Source organism: Rhodoplanes elegans (assembly GCF_016653355.1).
GTDB lineage: Bacteria > Pseudomonadota > Alphaproteobacteria > Rhizobiales > Xanthobacteraceae > Rhodoplanes > Rhodoplanes elegans.
Genome location: NZ_NHSK01000173.1, coordinates 1 through 21,157 on the forward strand (window position 1 = coordinate 1; position 21,157 = coordinate 21,157).

20 protein-coding genes and 1 pseudogene are annotated in these 21,157 nt (G+C 69.9%); 10 read left to right on the forward strand and 11 right to left on the reverse strand.

The features are described from left to right. Window positions 1-445: pseudogene (locus CCR97_RS21550) on the forward strand (hypothetical protein); the annotation flags it as partial. Next, complete coding sequence (locus tag CCR97_RS21555; protein ID WP_111359476.1) at window positions 399-1,679, forward strand: DNA-packaging protein; 1,281 nt, start codon at window positions 399-401, stop codon at window positions 1,677-1,679. The pseudogene CCR97_RS21550 and the gene CCR97_RS21555, both read left to right, overlap by 47 nt. A 14-nt stretch (window positions 1,680-1,693) precedes the next feature. On the opposite strand, the gene CCR97_RS21560 is transcribed toward CCR97_RS21555, so the two are convergent. The 3 genes from CCR97_RS21560 to CCR97_RS21570 form a co-directional block, all read right to left on the reverse strand. Then, window positions 1,694-1,837, reverse strand: coding sequence for a hypothetical protein (locus tag CCR97_RS21560; protein WP_170146002.1), 144 nt, complete (start codon window positions 1,835-1,837; stop codon window positions 1,694-1,696). 327 nt (window positions 1,838-2,164) lie between these two features. Continuing rightward, window positions 2,165-4,168, reverse strand: coding sequence for a hybrid sensor histidine kinase/response regulator (locus tag CCR97_RS21565; RefSeq protein ID WP_111359477.1), 2,004 nt, complete (start codon window positions 4,166-4,168; stop codon window positions 2,165-2,167). Window positions 4,169-4,319: 151 nt separating this feature from the next. Beyond that, window positions 4,320-5,129, reverse strand: a complete 810-nt coding sequence (locus CCR97_RS21570; protein ID WP_338049125.1) for a S1 family peptidase — start codon at window positions 5,127-5,129, stop codon at window positions 4,320-4,322. A gap of 54 nt (window positions 5,130-5,183) precedes the next feature. On the opposite strand from CCR97_RS21570, the gene CCR97_RS21575 reads away from it, so the two are divergent. The 7 genes from CCR97_RS21575 to CCR97_RS21605 all read left to right on the forward strand — a co-directional run bounded on the left by CCR97_RS21575 (window position 5,184) and on the right by CCR97_RS21605 (window position 9,030). Further along, window positions 5,184-5,744, forward strand: coding sequence for a head-tail connector protein (locus CCR97_RS21575; RefSeq protein ID WP_201159833.1), 561 nt, complete (start codon window positions 5,184-5,186; stop codon window positions 5,742-5,744). Then, window positions 5,741-6,067: a phage head closure protein gene (locus CCR97_RS21580; RefSeq protein ID WP_201159834.1), complete on the forward strand. Its 327-nt coding sequence runs from the start codon at window positions 5,741-5,743 to the stop codon at window positions 6,065-6,067. The genes CCR97_RS21575 and CCR97_RS21580 overlap by 4 nt, the downstream gene beginning before the upstream one ends. 40 nt (window positions 6,068-6,107) lie before the next feature. Beyond that, window positions 6,108-6,515: a DUF3168 domain-containing protein gene (locus CCR97_RS21585; RefSeq protein WP_111357069.1), complete on the forward strand. Its 408-nt coding sequence runs from the start codon at window positions 6,108-6,110 to the stop codon at window positions 6,513-6,515. A 24-nt stretch (window positions 6,516-6,539) separates the two neighbouring features. Beyond that, the gene (locus tag CCR97_RS21590) at window positions 6,540-6,947 is read left to right on the forward strand and encodes a phage major tail protein, TP901-1 family (protein ID WP_111357068.1); all 408 of its coding nucleotides are present in this window, start codon (window positions 6,540-6,542) and stop codon (window positions 6,945-6,947) included. 149 nt (window positions 6,948-7,096) lie between these two features. Then, window positions 7,097-8,038, forward strand: a complete 942-nt coding sequence (locus CCR97_RS21595; protein ID WP_146618736.1) for a hypothetical protein — start codon at window positions 7,097-7,099, stop codon at window positions 8,036-8,038. Next, a complete protein-coding gene (locus CCR97_RS21600; protein WP_111357067.1) occupies window positions 8,026-8,391 on the forward strand; it encodes a hypothetical protein in 366 nt (121 codons plus the stop codon). The genes CCR97_RS21595 and CCR97_RS21600 overlap by 13 nt, the downstream gene beginning before the upstream one ends. Window positions 8,392-8,622: 231 nt before the next feature. Beyond that, window positions 8,623-9,030 (forward strand): hypothetical protein, encoded by a 408-nt coding sequence (locus tag CCR97_RS21605; protein WP_146618735.1) that lies wholly within the window; start codon window positions 8,623-8,625, stop codon window positions 9,028-9,030. Between the two features lie 197 nt (window positions 9,031-9,227). Here CCR97_RS21605 and CCR97_RS21610 read toward each other — a convergent pair whose 3' ends face one another. The 8 genes from CCR97_RS21610 to CCR97_RS21645 form a co-directional block, all read right to left on the reverse strand. After that, the gene (locus CCR97_RS21610; protein WP_111357066.1) at window positions 9,228-9,695 is read right to left on the reverse strand and encodes a DUF992 domain-containing protein; all 468 of its coding nucleotides are present in this window, start codon (window positions 9,693-9,695) and stop codon (window positions 9,228-9,230) included. A 255-nt stretch (window positions 9,696-9,950) separates the two neighbouring features. After that, window positions 9,951-10,973 (reverse strand): ABC transporter ATP-binding protein, encoded by a 1,023-nt coding sequence (locus CCR97_RS21615; RefSeq protein WP_111357065.1) that lies wholly within the window; start codon window positions 10,971-10,973, stop codon window positions 9,951-9,953. Then, window positions 10,970-12,040, reverse strand: coding sequence for an ABC transporter ATP-binding protein (locus tag CCR97_RS21620; protein ID WP_111357064.1), 1,071 nt, complete (start codon window positions 12,038-12,040; stop codon window positions 10,970-10,972). Before CCR97_RS21620 ends, CCR97_RS21615 begins: the two co-directional genes overlap by 4 nt. Next, a complete protein-coding gene (locus CCR97_RS21625) occupies window positions 12,037-12,939 on the reverse strand; it encodes an ABC transporter permease (protein ID WP_111357063.1) in 903 nt (300 codons plus the stop codon). The genes CCR97_RS21620 and CCR97_RS21625 overlap by 4 nt, the downstream gene beginning before the upstream one ends. 12 nt (window positions 12,940-12,951) lie before the next feature. Then, window positions 12,952-13,905, reverse strand: coding sequence for an ABC transporter permease (locus tag CCR97_RS21630; RefSeq protein ID WP_111357062.1), 954 nt, complete (start codon window positions 13,903-13,905; stop codon window positions 12,952-12,954). Window positions 13,906-14,017: 112 nt separating this feature from the next. Further along, window positions 14,018-15,625 (reverse strand): ABC transporter substrate-binding protein, encoded by a 1,608-nt coding sequence (locus CCR97_RS21635; protein ID WP_111357061.1) that lies wholly within the window; start codon window positions 15,623-15,625, stop codon window positions 14,018-14,020. 210 nt (window positions 15,626-15,835) lie between these two features. Continuing rightward, window positions 15,836-17,455 carry an ABC transporter substrate-binding protein gene (locus tag CCR97_RS21640; protein ID WP_111357060.1) on the reverse strand — a complete coding sequence of 540 codons (1,620 nt, stop codon included), beginning with the start codon at window positions 17,453-17,455 and terminating at the stop codon, window positions 15,836-15,838. Between the two features lie 287 nt (window positions 17,456-17,742). After that, the gene (locus CCR97_RS21645; protein ID WP_111357059.1) at window positions 17,743-19,095 is read right to left on the reverse strand and encodes a globin-coupled sensor protein; all 1,353 of its coding nucleotides are present in this window, start codon (window positions 19,093-19,095) and stop codon (window positions 17,743-17,745) included. A 267-nt stretch (window positions 19,096-19,362) separates the two neighbouring features. Here CCR97_RS21645 and CCR97_RS21650 point away from each other — a divergent pair. Then, a partial coding sequence (locus tag CCR97_RS21650) for an SUMF1/EgtB/PvdO family nonheme iron enzyme (protein ID WP_201159835.1) occupies window positions 19,363-21,157 on the forward strand: 1,795 nt, incomplete at its 3' end.

Below are 21,157 nucleotides of genomic sequence, written 5' to 3' on the forward strand. Positions count from 1 at the left end.
CAAGAGGGTGCGGCGCCCGCGCACCCGCCGCGCTCCGGCCGCCGCACGCCCGCCGACGGAGTCGCCGCCGCCGGCAGACGCGCCGTCGACGTCGGGCCTCGTCGAGCGGCTCGAGCGGGCGGTGGCGCATGAGATCGCCGTTCTGGAGGCGAGCCGGACGGCACCGCGCGCGCCGTCCGGCGCCGGCGGAACCACGGTGCGGAGAAACGAGGCGAGCGACACCGAGCGGGTGGTGCGCAGCCTGGAGCGCCTCACCGACACGCTCGCCAAGGTGCGCCGCCTGCGCGATCCCGTCCCGAGCGATCCCGATGACGACCTGCCCCGAGACATCGACGAGTTCCGTCGCGTGCTTGCGCGCCGCATTGAGCAGCTCGTCCGCGGCCGGGCTGACCGGGACGATGCTGGCGGGGCTGCCGACGACGGCCCTGCGGAGGCTCGAGGCTGACTTCGCGCTGTTCGCCCACCCGCATCAGGAGCACGCCGAGACCGGCAACGACGGCGGCCCGTGGACGACCTGGCTGGTGCTGGGCGGGCGCGGGGCCGGCAAGACCCGGCTCGGCGCCGAATGGGTGCGGGCGCTGGTCGCCGGCACGCCGCCCTATGCGGCGCATCGCTACGGCGCGCTGGCGCTGATCGGCGAGAGCGAGCGCGACGCCCGCGACGTGATGGTGGAGGGCGCCTCCGGGCTCCTGCGCGTCTCGCCGCGCGCCGAGCGGCCGCTGTGGGTGCCGACGCGGCGCCGCCTCGAATGGCCGAACGGCGCGGTGGCGCAGGTGTTCTCGGCCGACGACCCGGATTCTCTGCGCGGCCCTCAGTTCGACGCGGCGTGGTGCGACGAGCTGGCGAAGTGGCGCCATGCCGAGGCCGCCTTCGACATGCTGCAGTTCGGTCTGCGCCTCGGCGCCCGGCCGCGCCAGATGATCACGTCGACGCCGCGCCCGATCCCGCTGATCAGGCGGCTGCTCGCCGATCCGTACACGCGGGTGACGCGGGCCGGCACGGCGGCGAACCGGGATCACCTGTCGCCCGTGTTCCTGGAGACGATCGTGTCCCGCTACGCGGGCACGCGGCTCGGGCGTCAGGAGCTCGACGGCGAGCTGATCGACGACCGCCCCGATGCGCTGTGGTCGCGGGCGCTGATCGAGACGTGCCGGGTGCGCGCCGCGCCGCCGCTCTCCCGCATCGTCGTCGGCCTCGATCCGCCGGGCACGTCACGCCGCGGCGCCGACGCCTGCGGCCTGGTCGCGGCGGGGCGGGGCGCCGGCGGCGTCGTCTACGTGCTGGAGGATGCCTCGCAGGCCGGCCTCACGCCCGCCGGCTGGGCGGGCCGGGCGGTCGCGCTCTATCGCCGGCTCGATGCCGACGCGATCGTCGCCGAGGTGAACATGGGCGGCGAGATGGTGAAGACGGTGCTGCGCGAGGTCGACGCGACCGTGCCCGTGAAGGCCGTGCACGCGACGCGCGGAAAGTGGCTGCGGGCCGAGCCGGTCGCGGCGCTCTACGAGCAGGGCCGCGTCAAGCATGTCGGCGCGTTCGCGGCGCTGGAGGACGAGATGTGCGACTTCGGCCTCGACGGCCTGTCGTCGGGCCGCTCGCCCGACCGGCTCGACGCGCTGGTCTGGGCCGTCACGGCCTTGACCAGCGGCGCGCGGGCCGGCCCGCAGGTGCGGCGATTGTGAGTCTCGCCCGATGCTCAGCGGCGCCGCTGCGGCGCCCGGGCGCGCACCGGCTGCTTGCGGGTCGGCGGCTCGATCGTCGCCGGCAGCAGCACGACCGCGAGCGCGAGCAGCAGCACCGGCATGGCATCCAGGACGATGGCGGTGACGGACTGGTCCATGGGGGTGCTCCTTTTTCCGTGGCCACTTCGTATGTCACGTCGTCCCCGAGAGGGTCGTAATCGCGAAGCAAGCATTGTGCCGACGATGACACACGGCGCGCGCATCGGCCAGAGCCGCAGCGGCGCGCGACACGACAATTCCTAACATCGTGGCGTGTTCGCCACTACGGGATGCGGAGCATGACAGCTCGTCGACATGCCGGACCCGGCGAAAACAACTGAGTTAACAAGAGCTGAAAGGCATTTGTGCGATGCGCCGGAGCTGATCTGCCGATCGCCGACGATGGCACGAGTTCGTGATCAGGTCGAATCCGTACGGGGAAAGACTCAGCTCTCGTCCTCGCCGTGGTGGCGGCGCCGCGCCGCGCGGAGCTGGACGAGATTGCTCGGTGCCGCCCGGGCCTCGGCGGTTGCCGCCTCGATCGCGCTGGCCAGCGTCGCGAGCTCGAAGGGCTTGCGCACCACCGTGAACTCGGCATGGGCGCGCGCCGCCGCCTCGCTGTAGCCCGTCACCAGAACGACGGGCAGGCCGGCCTGCTGCGCGCGCAGCGTGCGGGCGAGGGCGAAGCCATCCATCTCGCCGGCCATCACCACGTCGCTGACCACCAGCGCGAAGCGGCGCTCCGCGACCGCCGCGAGGGCCGCGCGGGCGTCGCCGACGTGCTCGACCCGCCAGCCGAGCTCGGTCAGCATCGCGGCGCTCAGCTCGGCGACGTCGGGATTGTCCTCGACCAGCAGCGCCGCGCCGCCCTCCGGTGCGGCCGCCGACCACTCGACGACGGGCCGCGGGCGCTCCTCGGTGCGCGGCAGATAGAGCGTCACCGTGGTGCCGGCGCCGAGCACGCTCGTGATCGTCACGGTGCCGCCCGACTGATGGGCGAAGCCGTGCACCTGCGAGAGGCCGAGCCCGGTGCCCTGCTGCGCCTGCTTGGTGGTGAAGAACGGATCGAAGACGCGGGGCAGCACGTCGGGCGCGATGCCGGTGCCGGTGTCGGCGACCGACACGGCGACGAAGTCGCCGGCGAGCTGGTCCGGCGTGTCGGTCGGGGCCAGCACGACGTTCTCGCAGACCACCGTGACGATGCCGCCCGACGGCATGGCGTCGCGCGCGTTGACGACCAGATTGAGCAGCGCCAGCTCGAGCTCGCTGATGTCGATCTCCACGGGCCAGGTCGCCTTGGCGGCGTGCAGGGCGAGCGTCGTCGCGTCGCCGATCGAGCTCTCCAGCATGGCGCGGAACTCGTCGAGCCGCTCGTCGATCCTGATCACGACCGGGTTGAGCGTCTGCCGTCGCGAGAAGGTGAGGAGCTGGCGGGTCAGCGCGCTGCCGCGCCGCGTCGCGATACCGATCGCCTCGACGGCGCGGACGACCTTGGGGTCGCCGGGCGGCAGATCGCCGGCGGCGAGCGCCTGCAGCGTCTTGAGGTGGCCGCCGACGATCATCAGCAGATTGTTGAAGTCGTGGGCGACGCCGCCGGTGAGCTGGCCCAGCGCCTCCATCTTCTGGGCGCGGGCGCGCTGCGCCTCGGCCTTCTGCAGCGCCAGCTGGGTCTCGCGCCGCTCGGTGACGTCGCGCGTGATCTTGGCGAAGCCGACCAGTGCGCCTTCCTCGTCGCGGATCGCGTCGATCACGGCATGCGCCCAGAACGGGCGGCCGTCCTTGCGCACCCGCCAGCCTTCGGCCTCGTAGCGGCCCTCGTCGGCGGCGCGCTGCAGGGCGCGGGCCGGGAAGCCGGCGGCGCGCTCCTCCTCGGTGTAGAAGCGCGAGAAGTGCTGGCCGACGATCTCGTCGGCCGCGTAGCCCTTGATCGCCTCGGCGCCGGCGTTCCAGTTGGTCACGATGCCGTTCGGATCGAGCATGAACAGCGCGTAGTCGGTGACGCCCTTCACCAGCAGACGGAACTGGCGCTCGCTCTCGCGCAGCGCCTCCTGGGCGGCCCGCCGCTCGGTGATGTCCCGGGTGATCTTGGCGAAGCCGACGAGGCGGCCGTCGGTGCGGATCGGCTCGACCACGACGGAGGCGAAGAAGCGCGAGCCGTCCTTGCGCACGCGCCAGCCCTCCGCCTCGTAGCGGCCGGTCCGCAGGGCGGTGTCGAGCACCCGCACGGGGGCGCCGGCGAGCCGGTCCTCGCGGGTGTAGAAGCGCGAGAAGTGCTGGCCGAGGATCTCGGCCGCCGAATACCCCTTCAGCCGCTCCGCGCCGGTGTTCCAGTGCGTGATCACGCCGGACGGATCGAGCATGTAGATGGCGTGGTCGGTGAGGCTGTCGACGAGCAGACGGAACTGCTCGTCGTCACTCGGGCGGCACGGGGCTTCGGTGGTTCTTTTCATGTCCGGTGGGGGAGGCCGGACCGCCGAGCGGCGGCACGAGGGCAAAAAGAGAGGGCGAATGGTCGGTGTCGGAAGGCCGTGGCGGCAGGCTTCGGCGTGACGAGAACGCGGGGCAGGTGAATTCGTTCCCGGCGTCCTCGCGGACCCAGCCTCACGGCGCGGCGAGGCGGGCGCCCATGCGGTGCGCCGTGTCGACCACCCAGGCCCGGTAGCTCGTCAGCGGCGTCACGCCGGTGAGGCCGCCGCAGCCGGCCGCGAGCTTCGGCCCGGTCGACCAGCTCACCACCCCGGCCACGGCGGGGCCGTTCCCCGTCTCGACGAACACCGGGGCGCCGGAATCGCCCGTGCAGGCGCCGGCTCCCGCCGCCTCGCCGCGGGTCGCCGGATCGTGCAGGCGAAGCTGCAGCGAGCCCGGCCGGCCGGTGGCGACCAGCGTGGCGGCGCGCGCCGTGCCGCCACTGCGGCCATCGCCCTGCACGGCGAGGCCCATGCCGACCACTGTGAAGGCGTCGCCGACCGCGGCCGTCGTGGGAGGCGCGAGGCGAGCCGGCACGAAGGTGGCCGGCAGCGGCGCCGCGGGCTTCAGGAGCGCGATGTCGGCGGTGGCGCGGTGGCCGTTCAGCGCCGCCATGGCGAATCCGGGATGGCGCGCGATGGTGGCGACGTCGAGCAGCTTCGGCTGCCGGGCCGCGTCGAAGCTGACGAGCTTGTAGTCGGCGCCCGGTTGCACGCAATGCGCGGCGGTGAGCACGAGATCGCGGGCGATCGCCGCGCCCGTGCAGGACGTGCCGCGCGAGCCGACGATCATCACGACATGGCGGGCGAGCTGCGGCGGCGCGTTCGACGTCGCCACCATGGCGGCGGCCGGCGCGAGCGCGCCGGGAAAGATCGTGCCGGTGAGGACAGTGCTCGCGAGGACGATGCCGGCGAGCGTGAACGGCAGGGCGGGCGGGCGACGCATGCGCCCGAAGAGCCGCAGCCGGCGCGCTTTGTCAACCTGAAGCGGAGATCCGACATGGCCATTCTCCTCGCCGGTCCGGCGAGCGAGCCGGTGACGCTCGCCGACGCCAAGACCTTCCTGCGCGTCGATCACGACGCCGACGACGTGCTGATCGGCAGCATGATCGCGGCGGCACGTCGGCTGGTCGAGACCGCGACCCGGCGGGCGTTGATCACCCAGACTTGGCGGCTGGTGCGCGACGCCTGGCCGGCGGGCGGGCGTCTGCGCGTGCTGCCGGCGCCGCTGCGCGGCGTGGCCGCGGCGCGCGTCTTCGACGCCGACGGCATGCCGCAGGCGATCGACCCCGCCGTGTTCGGGCTCGACACCGTCTCGCTGCCCGGCATCGTGAGCGTCTCGCACGCCGCCGTGCCGGCGCCGGGGCTGCGCCTCGCCGGCATCGCGATCGACGTGACGGTCGGGCATGGCGACGACGCGGCCGCGGTGCCGGCGCCGCTCGTCCAGGCGGTGCGGCTGTGGCTCGCGCACCTCTACGAGCACCGCGGCACCGAGGCGCCGGCGCAGCCGCCGCAGACCATCGCGGCGCTCGTCGCCCCCTTCCGGGTGCTCGCGCCGTGACGCCCGATCCCGGCACGCTCCGCCGCCGCCTCGTGCTCGAGGCGCCGGTGGAGACCGCCGACGGCGCCGGCGGCACCATCCGTGATCACGTCGCGGTGACGACGCTGTGGGCGGCGCTCGCGCCGCGCGGCGGCCGCGGCGAGGTCGACGCCGATACGGCCGGCGCCGTCGTCACCCACCGCATCCTGCTGCGCTCGGGCCCCGAGATCACGACGCGCCACCGGTTTCGCGCCGGCGCGCGGCTGTTCCGCGTGATGGCGGTGCGCGATCTCGACCCGGCCGGCCGGTTTCTGATCGTCGATGCCGAGGAGCGCATCGACTGATTTCGACGCCGCCTTTCTGGTCACATCACGGAGACGTCCCATGTCCACGGCCGCCGTGGCGCTGCGCAGCGCCGTGCATGCCGCCCTGTCGTCCGACGGCGCGCTCGTCGCGCTGCTCGGCGGCGCCCGGGTCTACGACGAGCCGCCGCGCCGTCCCGCCTTTCCCTACGTCACGCTCGGCGAGGCGCGCGCGACCGACGTCTCCGGCGACATGGCGCCGACCGAGGAGCATCAGCTCACACTGTACGCCTGGTCGCGCCAGGGCGGCCATCGCGAGGCGCACGTGATCGCCGGCGCGCTCCTGCAGGCGCTCGACGACGCGGCCCTGACGCTCGCCGGCCACCGCCTCGTCAACCTGCGCTTCTCGCTCGCCGACGTGCGGCGCGACGCCGACGGCCGCACCTATCACGCCCTGGTGCGCTTTCGCGCCGTCACCGAGCCGGCGTGATCCTGATCAGATCGGAGAGACGACATGGCCGCCCAGAAAGGCAAGGACCTGCTGCTGAAGGTGCAGGACGGCGCCGGATTCGTGACTGTCGCGGGCTTGCGCTCGCGACGGCTCGCCTTCAACGCCGAGACGGTCGACACCACGCATGCCGAGTCGGTCGACCGCTGGCGCGAGCTCCTCGACGGCGCCGGCGTCAAGCGCGCCGCCGTGTCGGGCCGCGGCCTGTTCAAGGATGCCGCCTCCGACGCGCTGCTGCGTCAGACCTTCTTCGACGGCACGGTGCGCACCTATCAGCTCGTCGTCCCCGACTTCGGAATCGTGACGGGCCCGTTCCAGATCACCAGCCTCGAATTCGCCGGCGAGCACGACGGCGAGGTGACGTTCGAGCTGGCACTCGAGTCGGCCGGCGCGCTCACCTTCGCGGCGCTTTAGAGCGGTGATCATCGGCGCCACACTCCGCTCATTCCAGCGCAAGCGGGACTCCAGGAGCGACATGCCGTGTCGCCCCTGGGTGCTCGCCTTCGCGAGGACGAGCGGACGTCGGGGCGTTTCATCAGAACCCGAGACTGCTCGGGTCCATCATGCCGCTCGAACACTCTCTCGCGGCCGATCTCGCGCGCTTTCGCATCGTTCACGACGCGCTCGTCGTCGAGGTGAAGCTGCTGCGCCTACGTCTGCGGGTCGACCGCGCACGGCAGTCCGAGCTGAAGGCGGCCTGCGATCTCGCCTTCGCTCGCTGCATGACGGCGCTCCGCCGCTACGTCGAGACCTGCCGCAAGGCCAACTTCGATCCGAACCAGCCACGCGTGCCCGCCGGCAATCCCGAAGGTGGGCAGTGGACAAGCGAAGAGAACTGGAGCGATCTGTCGCACGAGGCGAATACGGACACGGGCCAAGAGCCCAAACCCCCTGCCGGGATAAACGACCCTCGGGTGGTTCTCGACTCCCAGCAGATCGGGATCTCTGAAACTGTCTCCAGTTCCGGATATGCTAGTCTCCGATCGCGACGTCCCGCCGGTTCGGTCCTCATCAACGGGCAGCGAATCGAGCTGACGCCGGGCCAAGCCGCTCGACTCGAGGCGGTGCAGGCGCAGGCAGAAGCTGCAATCGCACGCGTCCAAAAATATGATCCAAAATGGAACCCGTCGCCCAGCGCTTACGAGACGGTCGACGGCCTCATTACCCGGTACGAAGCGGAAGCGAGAGAGGCAAATCTACGAATCAGCTTTCTGACTGCTAGGGGTATCGGTCCGGGACCATTCGCGGTTGAATGGAGTCCCGCTCGAAACAGTGGTCCATTGACTCCTGCAGAACGGTCCGAACTGAATCGAATAGGCAATACTTACGGCTGCCACACCTGTGGTACATTCACGCCCGGGACATTGCGAGGCGACTGGATTCGAGATCATCAGCCATCGACCGCAGTGAATCCGCCGGAAAGAGAGTACCCACAATGCAGGAACTGCAGCAACAGGCAAGGGTGGTGGGTTAAATTCCTGGGATACCGAAGATGGCCACGATAAAGAATCTGGAGGTCATGAATGGCCTTCTTTTCCTCCGTGATCCGGGCATCGACAACATTCCTGAGATGGGTGAATACGGCAGTTGTTGGTCGAATCCGGACTGCGTCGTATTCTCCTGCCAGTTCGACTGCTTCGGACCGACGAAGGTGTCGTTGGGCCCTTCGAATGAGCTTAGGCGCGCCCCGGTCTTGATCTTCGACGGCGTTTTGAACACGCCAAGCCGAACCGTTATCGTCGAAACGGTGATGAGTGAACCAGCACTGACATGTTCGGTCGAGAAAGCCACCACGCGTGTCCGGATCTGGACGCTTGGGAATCCCGACTCTGAGATCGTCGATATCGGTCTCGATTGAACGACATCGGGTTCTGTGTCGAGGAGATCAGATACCGCTGTATCACCGTACGTCGCGCTGGCCTGCCGATTCGAATTCCGGCGGGCCCTCTGCGAATTTGATGTACGCACTTGTCCGGGGTCGTAGATGATCCGGACACAGCCAGGATGCACCTAAAGTACCGGATCGGAATCACGACGCCGCAGTACCTCTGCCGCGGGCGTAGCGGCATCCGAAGGGCGGGTGACGGTCATGCCTGACGATCGGCTCGACGAGCAAGAAGAGACATGGGGCAGCCTCTACGGCCTTATCACCAAGGTGTTGGACGGATTGGGGACTGCGGATCCGATGGGCGCGGGGGACTACCTCGTCGTCGACGACAATTACGGTTTTCGCTGCAACACCGTCGAGGTTCATTCCCTGACGATGCTGCGTCCCGCTGTCATCAGAGCGCTGCAGGTGCAGCTCGCGGACGCTGACGATTGGGAGATCGTCGTGGCGGTCGATAACCCCCGGTACGGAGGATCGGTGGCCGCCGATGGGCCTGATCATCCATCGAGACGAGATCATCGACGACCTCCAGCGAAGCTACTTTCCGACGGAGTTCCAGGATCTCGCCTACGAGGGCAGCCGGGCGGGCAGGGGTTACGACTGATCTGAAGCGGTTGTCGGACGCGCCTGAAATCAAACGGCGACGGCACTTGGGCGACCGTACGATCGACGCACGCCTGTTGTGACGTCTCCGTCGCGATCGTCGTTTGCCGCATCGCTGGGTCTGAAAACAAGAAGGCCGCGGCGCTGGCGCCGCGGCCTTGGTCGATCCGATCGAGAACGAACGGATCAGAAGGCAATTCGGCTCACTGCAGGACCAGGCCGGAGATGCCGAGCGCGACGTTGACGCCGACATACTCCTGCAGCTTCAGTGGCTGCAGCGACACGACGCCACCGGGGCCGCCGGCCAGGACGTTGCTGCCGAGGCCGACGCCGACGGCGAGCGAGCTCGACGCACCGGAGTAACGGCCGGCCAGCGCCTTGCGCGGGATGCGCTTGATCGGCGGCGCCCACACGCTCCACACGACCGGGCTTCCCTGGCTGACGCCGACATCGACGCCGACGCGCGAGATGGCGCCCGCATACACCTGCTGGCGACCGCGGATGGGCTTGAAGATGCACTGCGCCTGCTGATTCGAGCCGAGCACGAAGCCGACCGTCGGCGACACCTGGCACGCCAGCGTGCCGACATTGACGAGCGACTGCGCCGAGGCGGGCGTGCACGCGAGCACGGCGCCGCCGGCGAGCAGGAGAGCGACTTTCAACCGGGACATGAACTCCTCCACTTTCCACGCGGTCGCCGCATCGCCGACACGGGCGGTGACGGTGGAGCCGCGCGACCGATAGAGGAGCCCGAACGTGACGAGTCAATCGTGCAGGCGCACCGACGGCGCAGTCTGGACGCATTCCGGACGCCGGTGCGACCGAAGAGCAACGGCGTCGTCGCTCTGTCGCATCGCGTCCACGCGCTCGCCATCGACACGCCACGATGTCGCCGCGTCCCGACAGCTTTTACGCGAGGCTGATCGTCAAGCCGCTGCGGTCGCGTCGGTTGCCGCTCGCGCCTGCGGTCGCAGCAGCACGCAACGCGCGACGTGAGTCGCGGTGGTCTCGATCTCCTCCGGAACGCCTTCGGTGCACGCCGGAAGCGCCTGCGCGCAGCGCGGCGCGAAGGCGCAACCGGGCGGCAGCGCGGTGAGATCGGGCGGCGCGCCCGGAATGGTCTCCAGCCGCGCCCCCTTGGTGAAGACGTGATCGGCCCGCGAGGCGAGCAGGCCGCGCGTGTAGGGATGCGCGGGTGCGCGGATCACGTCGCGGCAGGCGCCGCGCTCGACGATGCGGCCGGCATACATCACGGCGATGCGGTCGGCGACCTCGGTCGCGACGCCGATGTCGTGGGTGACGAAGATCACGGCGAGGCCGAACTCGCGCTGCAGCTCGCGCAGGAGGAGCAGGATCTGGATCTGCACCGTCGCGTCGAGCGCCGTCGTCGGCTCGTCGGCGAGCAGCACCTTGGGCCGGCAGGCCAGCGCGAGCGCGATCATGGCGCGCTGGCGCATGCCGCCCGACATCTCGTGCGGGAAGTTGTCGAGCCGGCGCTCGGGGGAGGGGATGCGGACGCGCTCGAACAGCTCCAGCGCGCGGGCGCGCCCCGCCTTGTGCGACACGCCCTCGTGGCGCACCACGGCTTCGGCGATCTGATCACCGACCCGGTAGACCGGATCGAAGGCGAGACCGGGCTCCTGGAAGATCATCGCGACGGTGCCGCCGCGAAAGCGCGCCAGCTCGCGCCGCGACAGGGCCGTCACGTCGCGGCCGTCGACCACGAGGCTGCCGCCGATGCGGGCGCGCTTCTCCGGCAGCAGGCGCATCAAGGCGCGCAGCGTCACGCTCTTGCCGGAGCCGGACTCGCCGAGCAGCGCCACCACCTCGCCGGCGCCGAGCGACAGATCCACGCCAGCGACCGCGCGCACGCTCTTCGCGCCGCCGACGAAGTCGACGGTGAGGTCGTTGACGGACACGAGGGGCGCGCCGGCGGGCGGGGTGCTCATGCGGCGGTCTCCTGCAGCGGCGCGGCCTGCGGATGGCCGGAGCCTGCTTGCGCCATCAGGCAGGCGACCTGGTGCGTACCGGCGACAGTGGCGAGCGCCGGCTCGACATGGGCACAGATTGCCGAGGTGGAGCCGCAGCGGGTGTGGAAGCGGCAGCCCGGCGGCGGATCGATCGGGTTCGGCGGATCGCCGGAGAGCGGCGCCTCCTGCGTGCGCGCATCCGGATCCATCGACGGCATCGAGGCCAGCAGGGCGCCCGTGTAGGGGTGGCTCGGCGCTTTCAAGATCACGTCGGAGGGGCCGACCTCGGCGACCTTGCCGAGATACATCACCATCACGCGGTCGGCCATGAAGCGCACGACGTTGAGATCGTGCGAGATGAACATGTAGGTGAGGCCGAACTCGGCCTTCAGATCGAGCAGCAGGTTGAGCACCTGCGCCTCGACCGACTTGTCGAGCGCCGACACGGCCTCGTCGAGAATCACGAGGCGCGGCTGCAGCGCGAGCGCGCGGGCGATGTTGATGCGCTGGCGCTGGCCGCCGGAGAGCTCGTGCGGATAGCGGCCGGCGAAGCGGCCGGGCTCGAGACCGACCTTGAAGAGCAGGTCGTGAGCGCGGCCCATCGCCTCGCGCTTGCCGACGCCGTGCACGCGCGGCCCGAACGCGATCGTGTCCTCGACGGTCAGGCGCGGATTGAGGGAGGCGTAGCTGTCCTGGAACACCATCTGGACCTCGCGCCGATAGGTCGTGAGGTCGAGAGCGCGCGAGCCGAGCGCCTCGCCGTCGAAGACGATCTCGCCGGCGTCGGGTGCGATGATCTGCATCACCAGACGGGCCGTGGTCGACTTGCCGCAGCCGGACTCGCCGACGACGCCGAGCGTCTCGCCCTTGGCGATGTCGAAGTCGACGCCGTCGACGGCCCGCACGGCCCCGGTCACGGCGCCGCGCCAGCTCTTGCGGCCGCCGAAATGCTTGACCAGGCCGCGCACCGAGAGGAGCGGCTGGGCCGGCCCGCCGCGATCGCGCGCCGCCGGATCAAACGTGGTGTCGAACGCGGTGTCGGTCACGCCTTCACCTCCATGGCGGAGCGCAGGCCGTCGGACAACAGGTTGAACGAGATCGAGGTGACGAAGATCATCACGCCCGGAAGTGCCGCGACCATCGGCTGGGTGTAGATCGCGGTGCGCAGCGTGTTGAGCATCAGGCCCCATTCCGGCTCGGGCGGCTTGGAGCCGAGCCCGAGGAAGGAGAGGCCGGAGGCGAGGATCATCGACACGCTGATCAGGCTCGTCGAATAGACGAAGATCGGCCCGAGCACGTTGCCGAGCACGTGCACGCGCACGATGGTGAACGGCCCGGCGCCGGAGACGCGCGCCGCCTCGACATAGTCGCGGGTGCGGATCTGCGTCGTCACGCTCTCGGCGACCCGCGTTACCTGCGGCACGAACACCACGGTGAGCGCCACGATGGCGTTGAGGATGCCGGCGCCGAGCGTGCCCGACAGCGCGATGGCGAGCAGCACCGATGGGAAGGCGTAGAACACGTCGACGGTGCGCATGATGATGGTGTTGATCCAGCCGCCCGCATAGCCGGCCGCGATGCCGAGCAGGGAGCCGATCGTGAAGGCGCAGAACACCGGCAGCACGCCCATCACCAGCGACAGGCGGCCGCCGTAGATCAGGCGGCTGAGCATGTCGCGGCCGAGCTCGTCGGAGCCGAGCGGGAAGCCCGGCGTGCCGATCGGGCGCAGGCGGCGGATCATCGAGCTCTTGTAGGGATCTGCGGGCGCGATATAGGGCGCGAAGATCGCGGCGAGCACGATCAGCAGGATGATCACGGCGGCCGTCACGGCGACGGGATCGCGCGCGAGGCGGCGCAGCACGCCGGCCCAGTAGCCGCGGCCGAGCTTCTTGACGGGTGCCACGACGGCCGGGGCCGGGGCGGAATCGACGGTCGTCACGGCCATGGTTTTTCTCCGTCAGCCCCGCTTGATGCGCGGATCGAGGGCGGTCTGCAGCACGTCGACGGCGAGGTTGAGCATCACGAAGAACATCGCGAGGATCAGGATCGTGCCCTGCAGCAGCGGCAGGTCGCGCTGGAAGATCGCGGCGTTGAGCAGGAAGCCCGAGCCCGGCCAGGAGAACACCGTCTCGATCAGGATCGAGCCGCCGAGCAGATAGCCGAGCTGAAGGCCCATCACGGCGAGCGCGGTCGGCGCGGCGTTGACGACGACGTGGCGGAACACGCCGAACTCGCTCATGCCCTTGGCGCGCAGCGCCTCGACGAAGTCCTGAGAAAGAATGTCGCCGACCAGCGCCCGCACGGTTCGCGCGATGACGCCCATCGGGATCACCGACATGGTGATGGCGGGCAGGATGATGTAGCGCAGATGCGCGGCGTCGGGCCGCCAGTCGGAGGAGCCGTCGGGTCCGGCGCCGGTCGGCGGCAGCCAGCCGAGCTGCGCCGCGAAGATGATCACCAGCACCATGCCGAGCCAGTAGTGCGGCACGCTGACGCCGAGCACGGAAATGAAGGACGCCAGCTTGTCGAGCCAAGAATCGCGAAAATAACCGGCGACGAAGCCGAACAGGGTGCCGAACGTGAAGCCGATCATGGTCGCGACGGTGGCGAGGATGAGCGTGTTCTTGACCGCGCGCAGGACCTCCGTCGCGACCGGCCGGCCGGTCGCGATCGAGTTGCCGAGGTCGCCGTGCAGCACCTTCCAGAACCACAGCGCGTATTGCACCGGCAGCGGCTTGTCGAAGCCGTAGGCGGCCTTCATCTGCTCCTGCAGCTCGAGGGTCGCGTCGGCCGGCAGGATCGCGGTGAGCGGATCGCCCGGCGTGATGTGGACGAGCAGGAAGCACACCACCGTGACCCCGATGGCGACCGGGGTGACGTAGAGCAGACGACGCAGCGTGAAGGCGAGCATGATCGAATCTCCGGGTCGTCATGCCCGGCCTTGTGCCGGGCATCCACGTCTTGACGGCATGCCGTGAGAGAAGGCGTGGATGGCCGGGACGAGCCCGGCCATGACGAGTCAATCACTTCGCCATCGTGATCGGCGAGAAGTCCTGGAACCAGTTCTGGGCCTGGACGAAGCCGGTGACCTTGGCGCTCATGGCGCGCGGGTTCACGTCGTGCGTCACCATCAGATAGAGCGCGTCGTCGACCATCTTCTCGTGCGTCTTGCGCAGCACCTTGGTCTGCTCCACCGGATCGAAGGTGTTGCGGATGCCGTCGAGCAGCTTGTCCATCTCGGGGTCGCAGTAGTAGCCCCAGTTGACGCCGGCGGGCGGCGCGAGATTGCACTGCGAGAAGCGGATGAAGCCGGTGAACGGATCCTGGATGAAATAGGAGTAGTTCATCGCCGTGGTGCCGAGCGCGGTCGGGTGCTTCACGCCGGCGCGCCAGATGTTGATCATCGTGTTCCATTCGACGACCTGGAACTCGACCTTGATCCCCACCTCGGCGAGGTTCTGCTGGATCAGCTCGTTCATCGGCAGCGGCTGCATCTGGCCCGAGCCGGAGGCCGAGATCAGCACCTTGGTGACGAGCGGCTTGGCCGGCCCGTAGCCGGCCTCGGCGAGGAGCTTCTTCGCCTGCGCGGGGTCGTATCCGATCTTGAAGGTCGGCGACCCGAACCACTGGTGGCCGGGCGGGAAGAAGCCCTGCGCCGGGATCATCATGCCGCCGAGCAGCGCCTTCATGCCCTCGCGGTCGATCGCCAGATTGGCGGCCTTGCGGACCCGGATGTCGTTCCACGGCGAGCCCTCGACGCGCGAGAGGTGCCAGGTCCAGTTGTGCGGATAGGCGTTGGTGACGATCTTGAAGCCGGCCTTCTTGAGCGAGTCGACGGCGTCGGGCGCCGGCGCCTCGATCCAGTCGACCTGGCCGGAGCGCAGCGCCGCGACGCGGGCGTTCGCCTCGGGCAGCGGCACGAGGACGAGCTTGTCGAGCTTCGGCACCCGCGCCTTGTTCCAGTAGGCCGTGTTGGGCACCATCTCGGCGCGCTCGCGCGGCACGAACGAGGTGAGCTTCCACGGGCCGGTGCCGGACGGCGTCTTCGCGAAGGCCTCCCAGCTCTTGCCGACCTTCTCCCACTGGGCCGGCGACGACATCATGATCCAGGCGAGCTGATAGAGCAGCGTCGCGTCCGGCGTCTTGGTGGCGATCTCGAGCGTGGTCGGGTCGACGGCGCGGTAGGAGGCGACCGCGGGGATGCGGGTGCGGCCCTGCGCCGATTGGCGCGGATCGTAGTGCGGCGCCTTGTCGTCGAGCAGCTTGTCGAGGTTCCACACGACGGCGGCGGCATCGAACTTCGAGCCGTCGTGGAACGTCACGTCGTCGCGCAGCTTGAACGTCCACTTGGTCTTGTCGGTCGGATCGACGCTCCACGAGGCGGCGAGGCCGGGGCGGATGTCGGAGGGCTTTTCGGCCGACGACATGTCCCAGTCCACGAGCGCGTCGTAGACCGTGTAGCCCATGAAGCGCATGCCCTCGCCGCCGTTGTCGGTCTGGCCCGTGGTGAGGGGAATGTCGGAGGCCGTCATGCCGATGCGCAGCGTGCCCTGCGCGGCGGCGGGCGCGACCGCGACGACGGGCGTCAGCAGGGTGGCGGCGAGGAGGAGAGCGAGAGTCCGGGATCTCATGGTGGTGCTCCTTGGACTATGCGGTCGGCGGAACGCCCGGCGGTCGCCGGGAAGCGTGTCGAGGGCCGCTTCGGTGCCGGTCATTCCGGGGCTCGGGCTGCAAGCCCGGGAGCCCGGAATCCATACGCCCGGCGTCGGTGGCTCACGACGGACAGGGGGTATGGGTCCCGGGCTCGCCGCTTCGCGGCGCCCCGGGACGACGAAAAGTGATCACTCCATCCCGATGGTGGTGAGATCCTGGAACCAGTGCTGGGCCTGGACGAACGTCTTCACCTTGGGCGAGAGGGCGTGCGGGTTGGTGTCGTGCACGACCCAGACCAGCGGCGCGTCGTCGACCACCATCGCGTGCGCGACGGCCAGCAGCTCGTCCTGCTTCTTCGGGTCGAAGGTGCGCTTGGCCTCGTCGATGACGGCGTCGACCTTCTCGTTCTTGTAGAAGCCCCAGTTGACGCCGACCGGCGCCACCTGGCCCGAGTGGAAGAAGCGGATGATGGCGTAGAGCGGATCGGACGTGACATAGGCGATGTTGTTGGCCGTGAGGCCGGCCGACATCTCGTCCTTGGCGCCCTTGCGCCAGTAGGTGTAGAGCGCCTCCAGCTCGACGACCTTGAAGTCGACCTGGATGCCGATATCCTTGAAGCTCTCCTGCAGGAACTCGTTCATCGGCAACGAGAGCATCTGGCCGGTGCCGCCCTGCGCGATCACGAACGTGGTCTCTAGCGGCTTGTCGGGGCCGTAGCCGGCCTCCTTGACGAGGCGCTTCGCCTCGGCGAGGTCGTACTTGATCTTGAACGAGGGGGTGCCGAACCACGGGCTCGACGGATCGACCTGGCCGACGGCCGGCTTGGCGAGCCCGTTCAGAAGCTCGAGCATGGCGTCGCGGTCGATCGCGAGATTGAGGGCGCGGCGCAGCCGCACGTCGGTCCACGGCGAGCCCGGCAGCGTGCTCAGGTGATAGTTCCAGACATGCGGCGTGACGTTGGTGACGATCGTCATGCCGGACTGCTTCAGGCGCGGCACGGCGTCGGGGGCGGGGGTCTCGATCAGGTCGACCTGGCCGGCGAGCAGCGCGTTGGTGCGGCTCAGCGCCTCCGGCATGGGGATCAGCACCATGCGATCGGTCTTCGGCAGGCGGCTCTTGTTCCAGTAGTCGGGGTTCTTGACCAGCTCGGCGCGCTCGCGCGGCACCAGCTTGTCGAGCTTGAACGGCCCGGTGCCGGACGGGCTCGCGGCGAACTTGTCCCAGTCGCGGCCGAGCTTCTCGTACTGGGCCGGGCTCGACACCAGGAACCACAGCATCTGATAGGGGAAGAAGCTGTCGACCTCCTTGGTGGTGATCTCGACCGTCTTGGCGTCGATCTTCTTCCAGCTCGCGACCGAGGGGAGGCGCGGCTTCACCTGGGCGCTCTGGCGCTTGTCGAAATGCGGCGCCTTGTCGTCCAGGACCTTGTCGAGGTTCCAGATCACGGCGTCGGCGTCGAACGTGGAGCCGTCGTGGAACTTGACGCCCTCGCGCAACGTGAACCGCCACTTCTTCTTGTCGGCGGCGTCGACCTCCCAACCCGTGGCGAGGCCGGGGATCAGCTTGCCGGGCCGGTCGGCGACGTCCATCTCCCAGGCGACCAGCGGGTCATACAGGGTATAGCCGGTGAACTGATACGCGCCGGCGCCGCGGTCGGGCTGACCCGAGGTGAGCGGGATGTCGGCGAGCGAGATGCCGTAGCGCACGACGGATTCGGCCTGCGCCGGCATGCCGGCGACCATGGGTCCGGCGATTACCGATCCGGCGAGCAGGAGGGCCGGGGAGAGAAAGGACGGAAGAAAACGCATTGACGTCTCCAGCGGGGGTGTAGGCGCCGAAAAAGCAATATCGGTGCCACCGGCCGGAGGTTGACGTCGCAGGGCTTCGCGCGGCGTCGTCGCGAGGCGGCGCGGAAATGATCAGCGAAAGATCGAATGCTGAGCAGACGAGCGCCGATCGCCGGGGCGAGACCGCGCCGAAGCGGTCGCAGCGTACCGTTCGCGGCTGTGGCGACGAACGCCTGCACGGTCCGGTAGGCGGCGCGTGCATACAAGGTCGGCCGAGTGGGGCGAGCGCGTGGCCGCCCCGCCGGAGATCAGGCCGCCTTGCCGCCGGTGAGCGAGGCGAGGAAGCGCGACACCTCGCTCTTCAGCCGCCCGCTCTCGCCGGCGAGCGAGCGCGCGGCGTCGTGGACGCTGCTCGCCGCCGTTCCCGAGTCGACGGCGCGGGCGTTGACGTCGCTGATGTTGGAGGCCACCTGCGCCGTGCCGGCCGCGGCCTGCTGGATGTTGCGGGCGATCTCGCGCGTCGCCGTGCCCTGCTGCTCGGCGGCGGCCGCGATGGCGCCGGCGATCTCCGAGATCTGGCCGATGGTCGCGCTGATCTCCTTGATCGCGGTCACCGAGTCGGTGGTCGCCATCTGCATGCCGGAGACCTGGCCGGAAATCTCCTCGGTCGCCTTGGCGGTCTGGGCGGCGAGCGCCTTGACCTCCTGAGCGACCACGGCGAAGCCCTTGCCGGCTTCGCCGGCCCGGGCCGCCTCGATGGTGGCGTTCAGCGCGAGCAGGTTGGTCTGGTCGGCCACGCTGGTGATCAGCTTGACGACGTCGCCGATGCGGGCGGCGGCCTGCGACAGCGCCGTGATGCGGGCGTCGGTCTGCTGCGCCTGCTTCACCGCCTCGCCGGCGATGCGGCTCGACTCCTGCACCTGGCGGGTGATCTCCTGCACCGAGCTCGACAGCTCCTCGGCGGCCGCCGCCACGGTCTCGACATTGGTCGAGGCCTCCTCGGAGCCGGCCGCGACGGTCAGGGCCAGCGAGCGCGTGTCCTCGGCCGTGCGGGTGAGCTGGCGGGCCGAGTCCTCGAGGCCGTGCGAGGCCGACGAGACGGTCTCGACGATGCCGCCGACGCTCGCCTGGAAGTCGGATGCCACCCGGTTCAGGGACTCGCGCTTGTCGCGCGCGCCGGCCTCGATATAGACCGAGATGGCGAAGTCCATGTCGATCATCGCGGCCTTGACGAGGGCGCCGATCAGCTTCGTGCGGCGCTCCGCGTTCGATCCGAGCCAGCCGTCCTTGAACTCGGTCTCGATCATCGCGACGAGCCGCACCATCACGTAGCTGTAGCCGCCGATGTACCAGCGCGGCTCCAGGCCGAGCTTGTTGTGGGTCTCTCCGATGCGCTTCACCGAGCGGACATAGTCGTCGCTGAAGTCGCCCTTGACGATGGTCGCCCAGTGCTCGAGCTGCTTCTGCTTGGCGTGGCGCTTGCGCGCGTCGCTCGCGAACATGCCCGACGCGTCCGGGAAGCGATCGATCTGGGTGTAGAACCGATCGAGAATGCCGGGCAGGTGCTTCTCGACGAGGGGGCGCATCTCGCGCAGCAGGCTGCGCGTCTCGTCGTCGATGTCGGCGAACTGCAGGCGGGCACGGATATCGGCGTCGCTCATCGGGGGGCTCTTCGGTGGCGCAGGATCGCAGCGGCGTGGATCACATTCCAAATCAAAGGTGACAACCTCCGGTAAAAGGAGAATTAAAGTGAAACTAATAGTCTATTTTGGTTATTTATCCCGCGTCGCGGCGGGCGACATGCCTCCATCGCTGCTCCGCGCCATTACGGAGTTGCACGACGATCGCGGGGCCCCAGATACCTGAAGGCTCGTCCGGCTCGCCGGCCTGTCGTCGCGAGCTGCTCCGAGCGCGCAAGGAGACGCCCGATGCGGTTGTGTCAGGTCGCGGGGCGGTCGTGGGTGCTGATCACGACTGCGCTTCGCTCGCTCTACCGACGGCGGATAGCCGAAACGGCGACTGCCGTCGCCGTCGCTGTCGCCGTTGTGACGATCGGCTGGACCGCCGCGTCGGCGGCGCCCGATCGGCGCGTCGCGCTGGTGATCGGCAACGACGCCTACGTCCATCTCGGACCGGAGCGGCAGCTCCGCAACGCCGTCGCCGACGCCCGGTTGATGCGCGCCACGCTCGCCGGTCTCGGCTTCGAGGTGATCTTCGTCGCCAATGCCGACCGCCGCACCCTGGTCGACCGCCTGTCCGACCTCGCCGTCCGGGTCGGGCGCGACGACACGGCGTTCGTCTATTTCGCCGGCCACGGGGTCGCGCTCGCGGGCGCCAACTATCTGCTGCCGTCCGACATCCCGGCGCCGCGCGCGGCCGGTCGCGGCGAGGAGGGGCGGCTCGCCGAGCACGCGATCGCCGAGGCGAGCGTCGTCGAGCGTCTGGTGCAGGCCGGCGCCCGGGTGTCGATCGTGGTGCTCGACGCCTGCCGCGACAACCCCCTGCAGGGCAGCGACCGCCGCGCCGTCGGCGCCGCGCGGGGCCTTCTGCCCGGGGCTTCGGCACAAGGGCTGTTCTCGATCTACGCGGCCGGCTTCGGCCAGTCGGCGCTCGACCGGCTCGGGCCGGACGACCCGCATCCGAACTCCGTGTTCACCCGCGTCTTCGCCGAGACGCTGAAGACGCCGGGGCTCGACCTCAAGGCGGTGGCGACCGAGACGCGCCGGCGCGTCGTCGCGATGACCCGGGCGGTCGGCTACGACCAGTTTCCGGCCTATTATGATCAGATCGTCGGCGGCGACGTCTTTCTGGCGGGCGGCGAGGCGGGCGCCGCTCCGGCCGCGCGAGCGACGGGATCGCCGGCCGAGGGACGTGATCACGTCGCGGCGGTGGCGCCCCCGGTTCCGCCGGCGACGCCGCGCGACAGTGCTCCGTCTCCGCTGCCCGCCGTCGGCCTCGCGCCGCCGCCGAAAGTTCTCGCCGGGCCGCTGACGGACGCCCAGGAGCGCGCGCTGGAGCCCGGTGACCGCTTCACCGACTGCGCCGGCTGTCCCGAGATGGTCGTGGTGCCGGCCGGGCGCTTCGGCATGGGCTCGCCCGACACCGAGCCGCAGCGCACCGCCAACGAGGGGCCGGTCCAGACCGTGGCGATCGCCAAGCCTTTCGCTGTGGGTCGCACCGAGGTGACGGTGGAACAGTACGCCGCCTTCGTGGCGGCGACCGGGCGACCGACGGCGTCCTCCTGTTACACGCTGGAGGACGGCAACGTGGAGGCGCGTGCCGGCCGTTCGTGGCGCGATCCGGGATTTGCGCAGGCCGGCGACCATCCGGTCGTCTGCGTCGGCTGGCACGACGCCGAGGCCTATGCGGCGTGGCTGTCGCAGCAGACGGGCCGCGCCTACCGGCTGCCGAGCGAGGCCGAGTGGGAATACGCGGCACGCGGCGTCACGACGGCGGGGGCGTCGCCTCGTTATCACTTCGGCGACGACGCGGCGGCGATGTGCGGCTACGCCAACGCGGCCGACCTGACGCTGCGCAACGCGCTCGCCGGGCGCGGCCCGACCCTGTTCGTGCCGTGCCGCGACGATGCCGTCTACACGGCGCCGGTCGGCCGTTTTGCGCCGAACGCCTTCGGGCTCGTCGACATGCACGGCAACGCGGCGGAGTGGGCGGCCGACTGCTGGCGCGACGGCCACGCCGCGGCGCCGGGCGACGGGCGTGGCC

Excerpts from the sequence above, each read along its gene's own strand:
- CCR97_RS21555 (WP_111359476.1), top strand. The coding sequence starts at position 399 with ATGCTGGCGGGGCTGCCGACGACGGCCCTGCGGAGGCTCGAGGCTGAC.
- CCR97_RS21560 (WP_170146002.1), bottom strand. The coding sequence starts at position 1,837 with ATGGACCAGTCCGTCACCGCCATCGTCCTGGATGCCATGCCGGTGCTG.
- CCR97_RS21565 (WP_111359477.1), bottom strand. The coding sequence starts at position 4,168 with ATGAAAAGAACCACCGAAGCCCCGTGCCGCCCGAGTGACGACGAGCAG.
- CCR97_RS21570 (WP_338049125.1), bottom strand. The coding sequence starts at position 5,129 with ATGCGTCGCCCGCCCGCCCTGCCGTTCACGCTCGCCGGCATCGTCCTC.
- CCR97_RS21575 (WP_201159833.1), top strand. The coding sequence starts at position 5,184 with ATGGCCATTCTCCTCGCCGGTCCGGCGAGCGAGCCGGTGACGCTCGCC.
- CCR97_RS21585 (WP_111357069.1), top strand. The coding sequence starts at position 6,108 with ATGTCCACGGCCGCCGTGGCGCTGCGCAGCGCCGTGCATGCCGCCCTG.
- CCR97_RS21590 (WP_111357068.1), top strand. The coding sequence starts at position 6,540 with ATGGCCGCCCAGAAAGGCAAGGACCTGCTGCTGAAGGTGCAGGACGGC.
- CCR97_RS21595 (WP_146618736.1), top strand. The coding sequence starts at position 7,097 with ATGCCGCTCGAACACTCTCTCGCGGCCGATCTCGCGCGCTTTCGCATC.
- CCR97_RS21600 (WP_111357067.1), top strand. The coding sequence starts at position 8,026 with ATGGCCACGATAAAGAATCTGGAGGTCATGAATGGCCTTCTTTTCCTC.
- CCR97_RS21605 (WP_146618735.1), top strand. The coding sequence starts at position 8,623 with ATGCCTGACGATCGGCTCGACGAGCAAGAAGAGACATGGGGCAGCCTC.
- CCR97_RS21610 (WP_111357066.1), bottom strand. The coding sequence starts at position 9,695 with ATGTCCCGGTTGAAAGTCGCTCTCCTGCTCGCCGGCGGCGCCGTGCTC.
- CCR97_RS21615 (WP_111357065.1), bottom strand. The coding sequence starts at position 10,973 with ATGAGCACCCCGCCCGCCGGCGCGCCCCTCGTGTCCGTCAACGACCTC.
- CCR97_RS21625 (WP_111357063.1), bottom strand. The coding sequence starts at position 12,939 with ATGGCCGTGACGACCGTCGATTCCGCCCCGGCCCCGGCCGTCGTGGCA.
- CCR97_RS21630 (WP_111357062.1), bottom strand. The coding sequence starts at position 13,905 with ATGCTCGCCTTCACGCTGCGTCGTCTGCTCTACGTCACCCCGGTCGCC.
- CCR97_RS21635 (WP_111357061.1), bottom strand. The coding sequence starts at position 15,625 with ATGAGATCCCGGACTCTCGCTCTCCTCCTCGCCGCCACCCTGCTGACG.
- CCR97_RS21640 (WP_111357060.1), bottom strand. The coding sequence starts at position 17,455 with ATGCGTTTTCTTCCGTCCTTTCTCTCCCCGGCCCTCCTGCTCGCCGGA.
- CCR97_RS21645 (WP_111357059.1), bottom strand. The coding sequence starts at position 19,095 with ATGAGCGACGCCGATATCCGTGCCCGCCTGCAGTTCGCCGACATCGAC.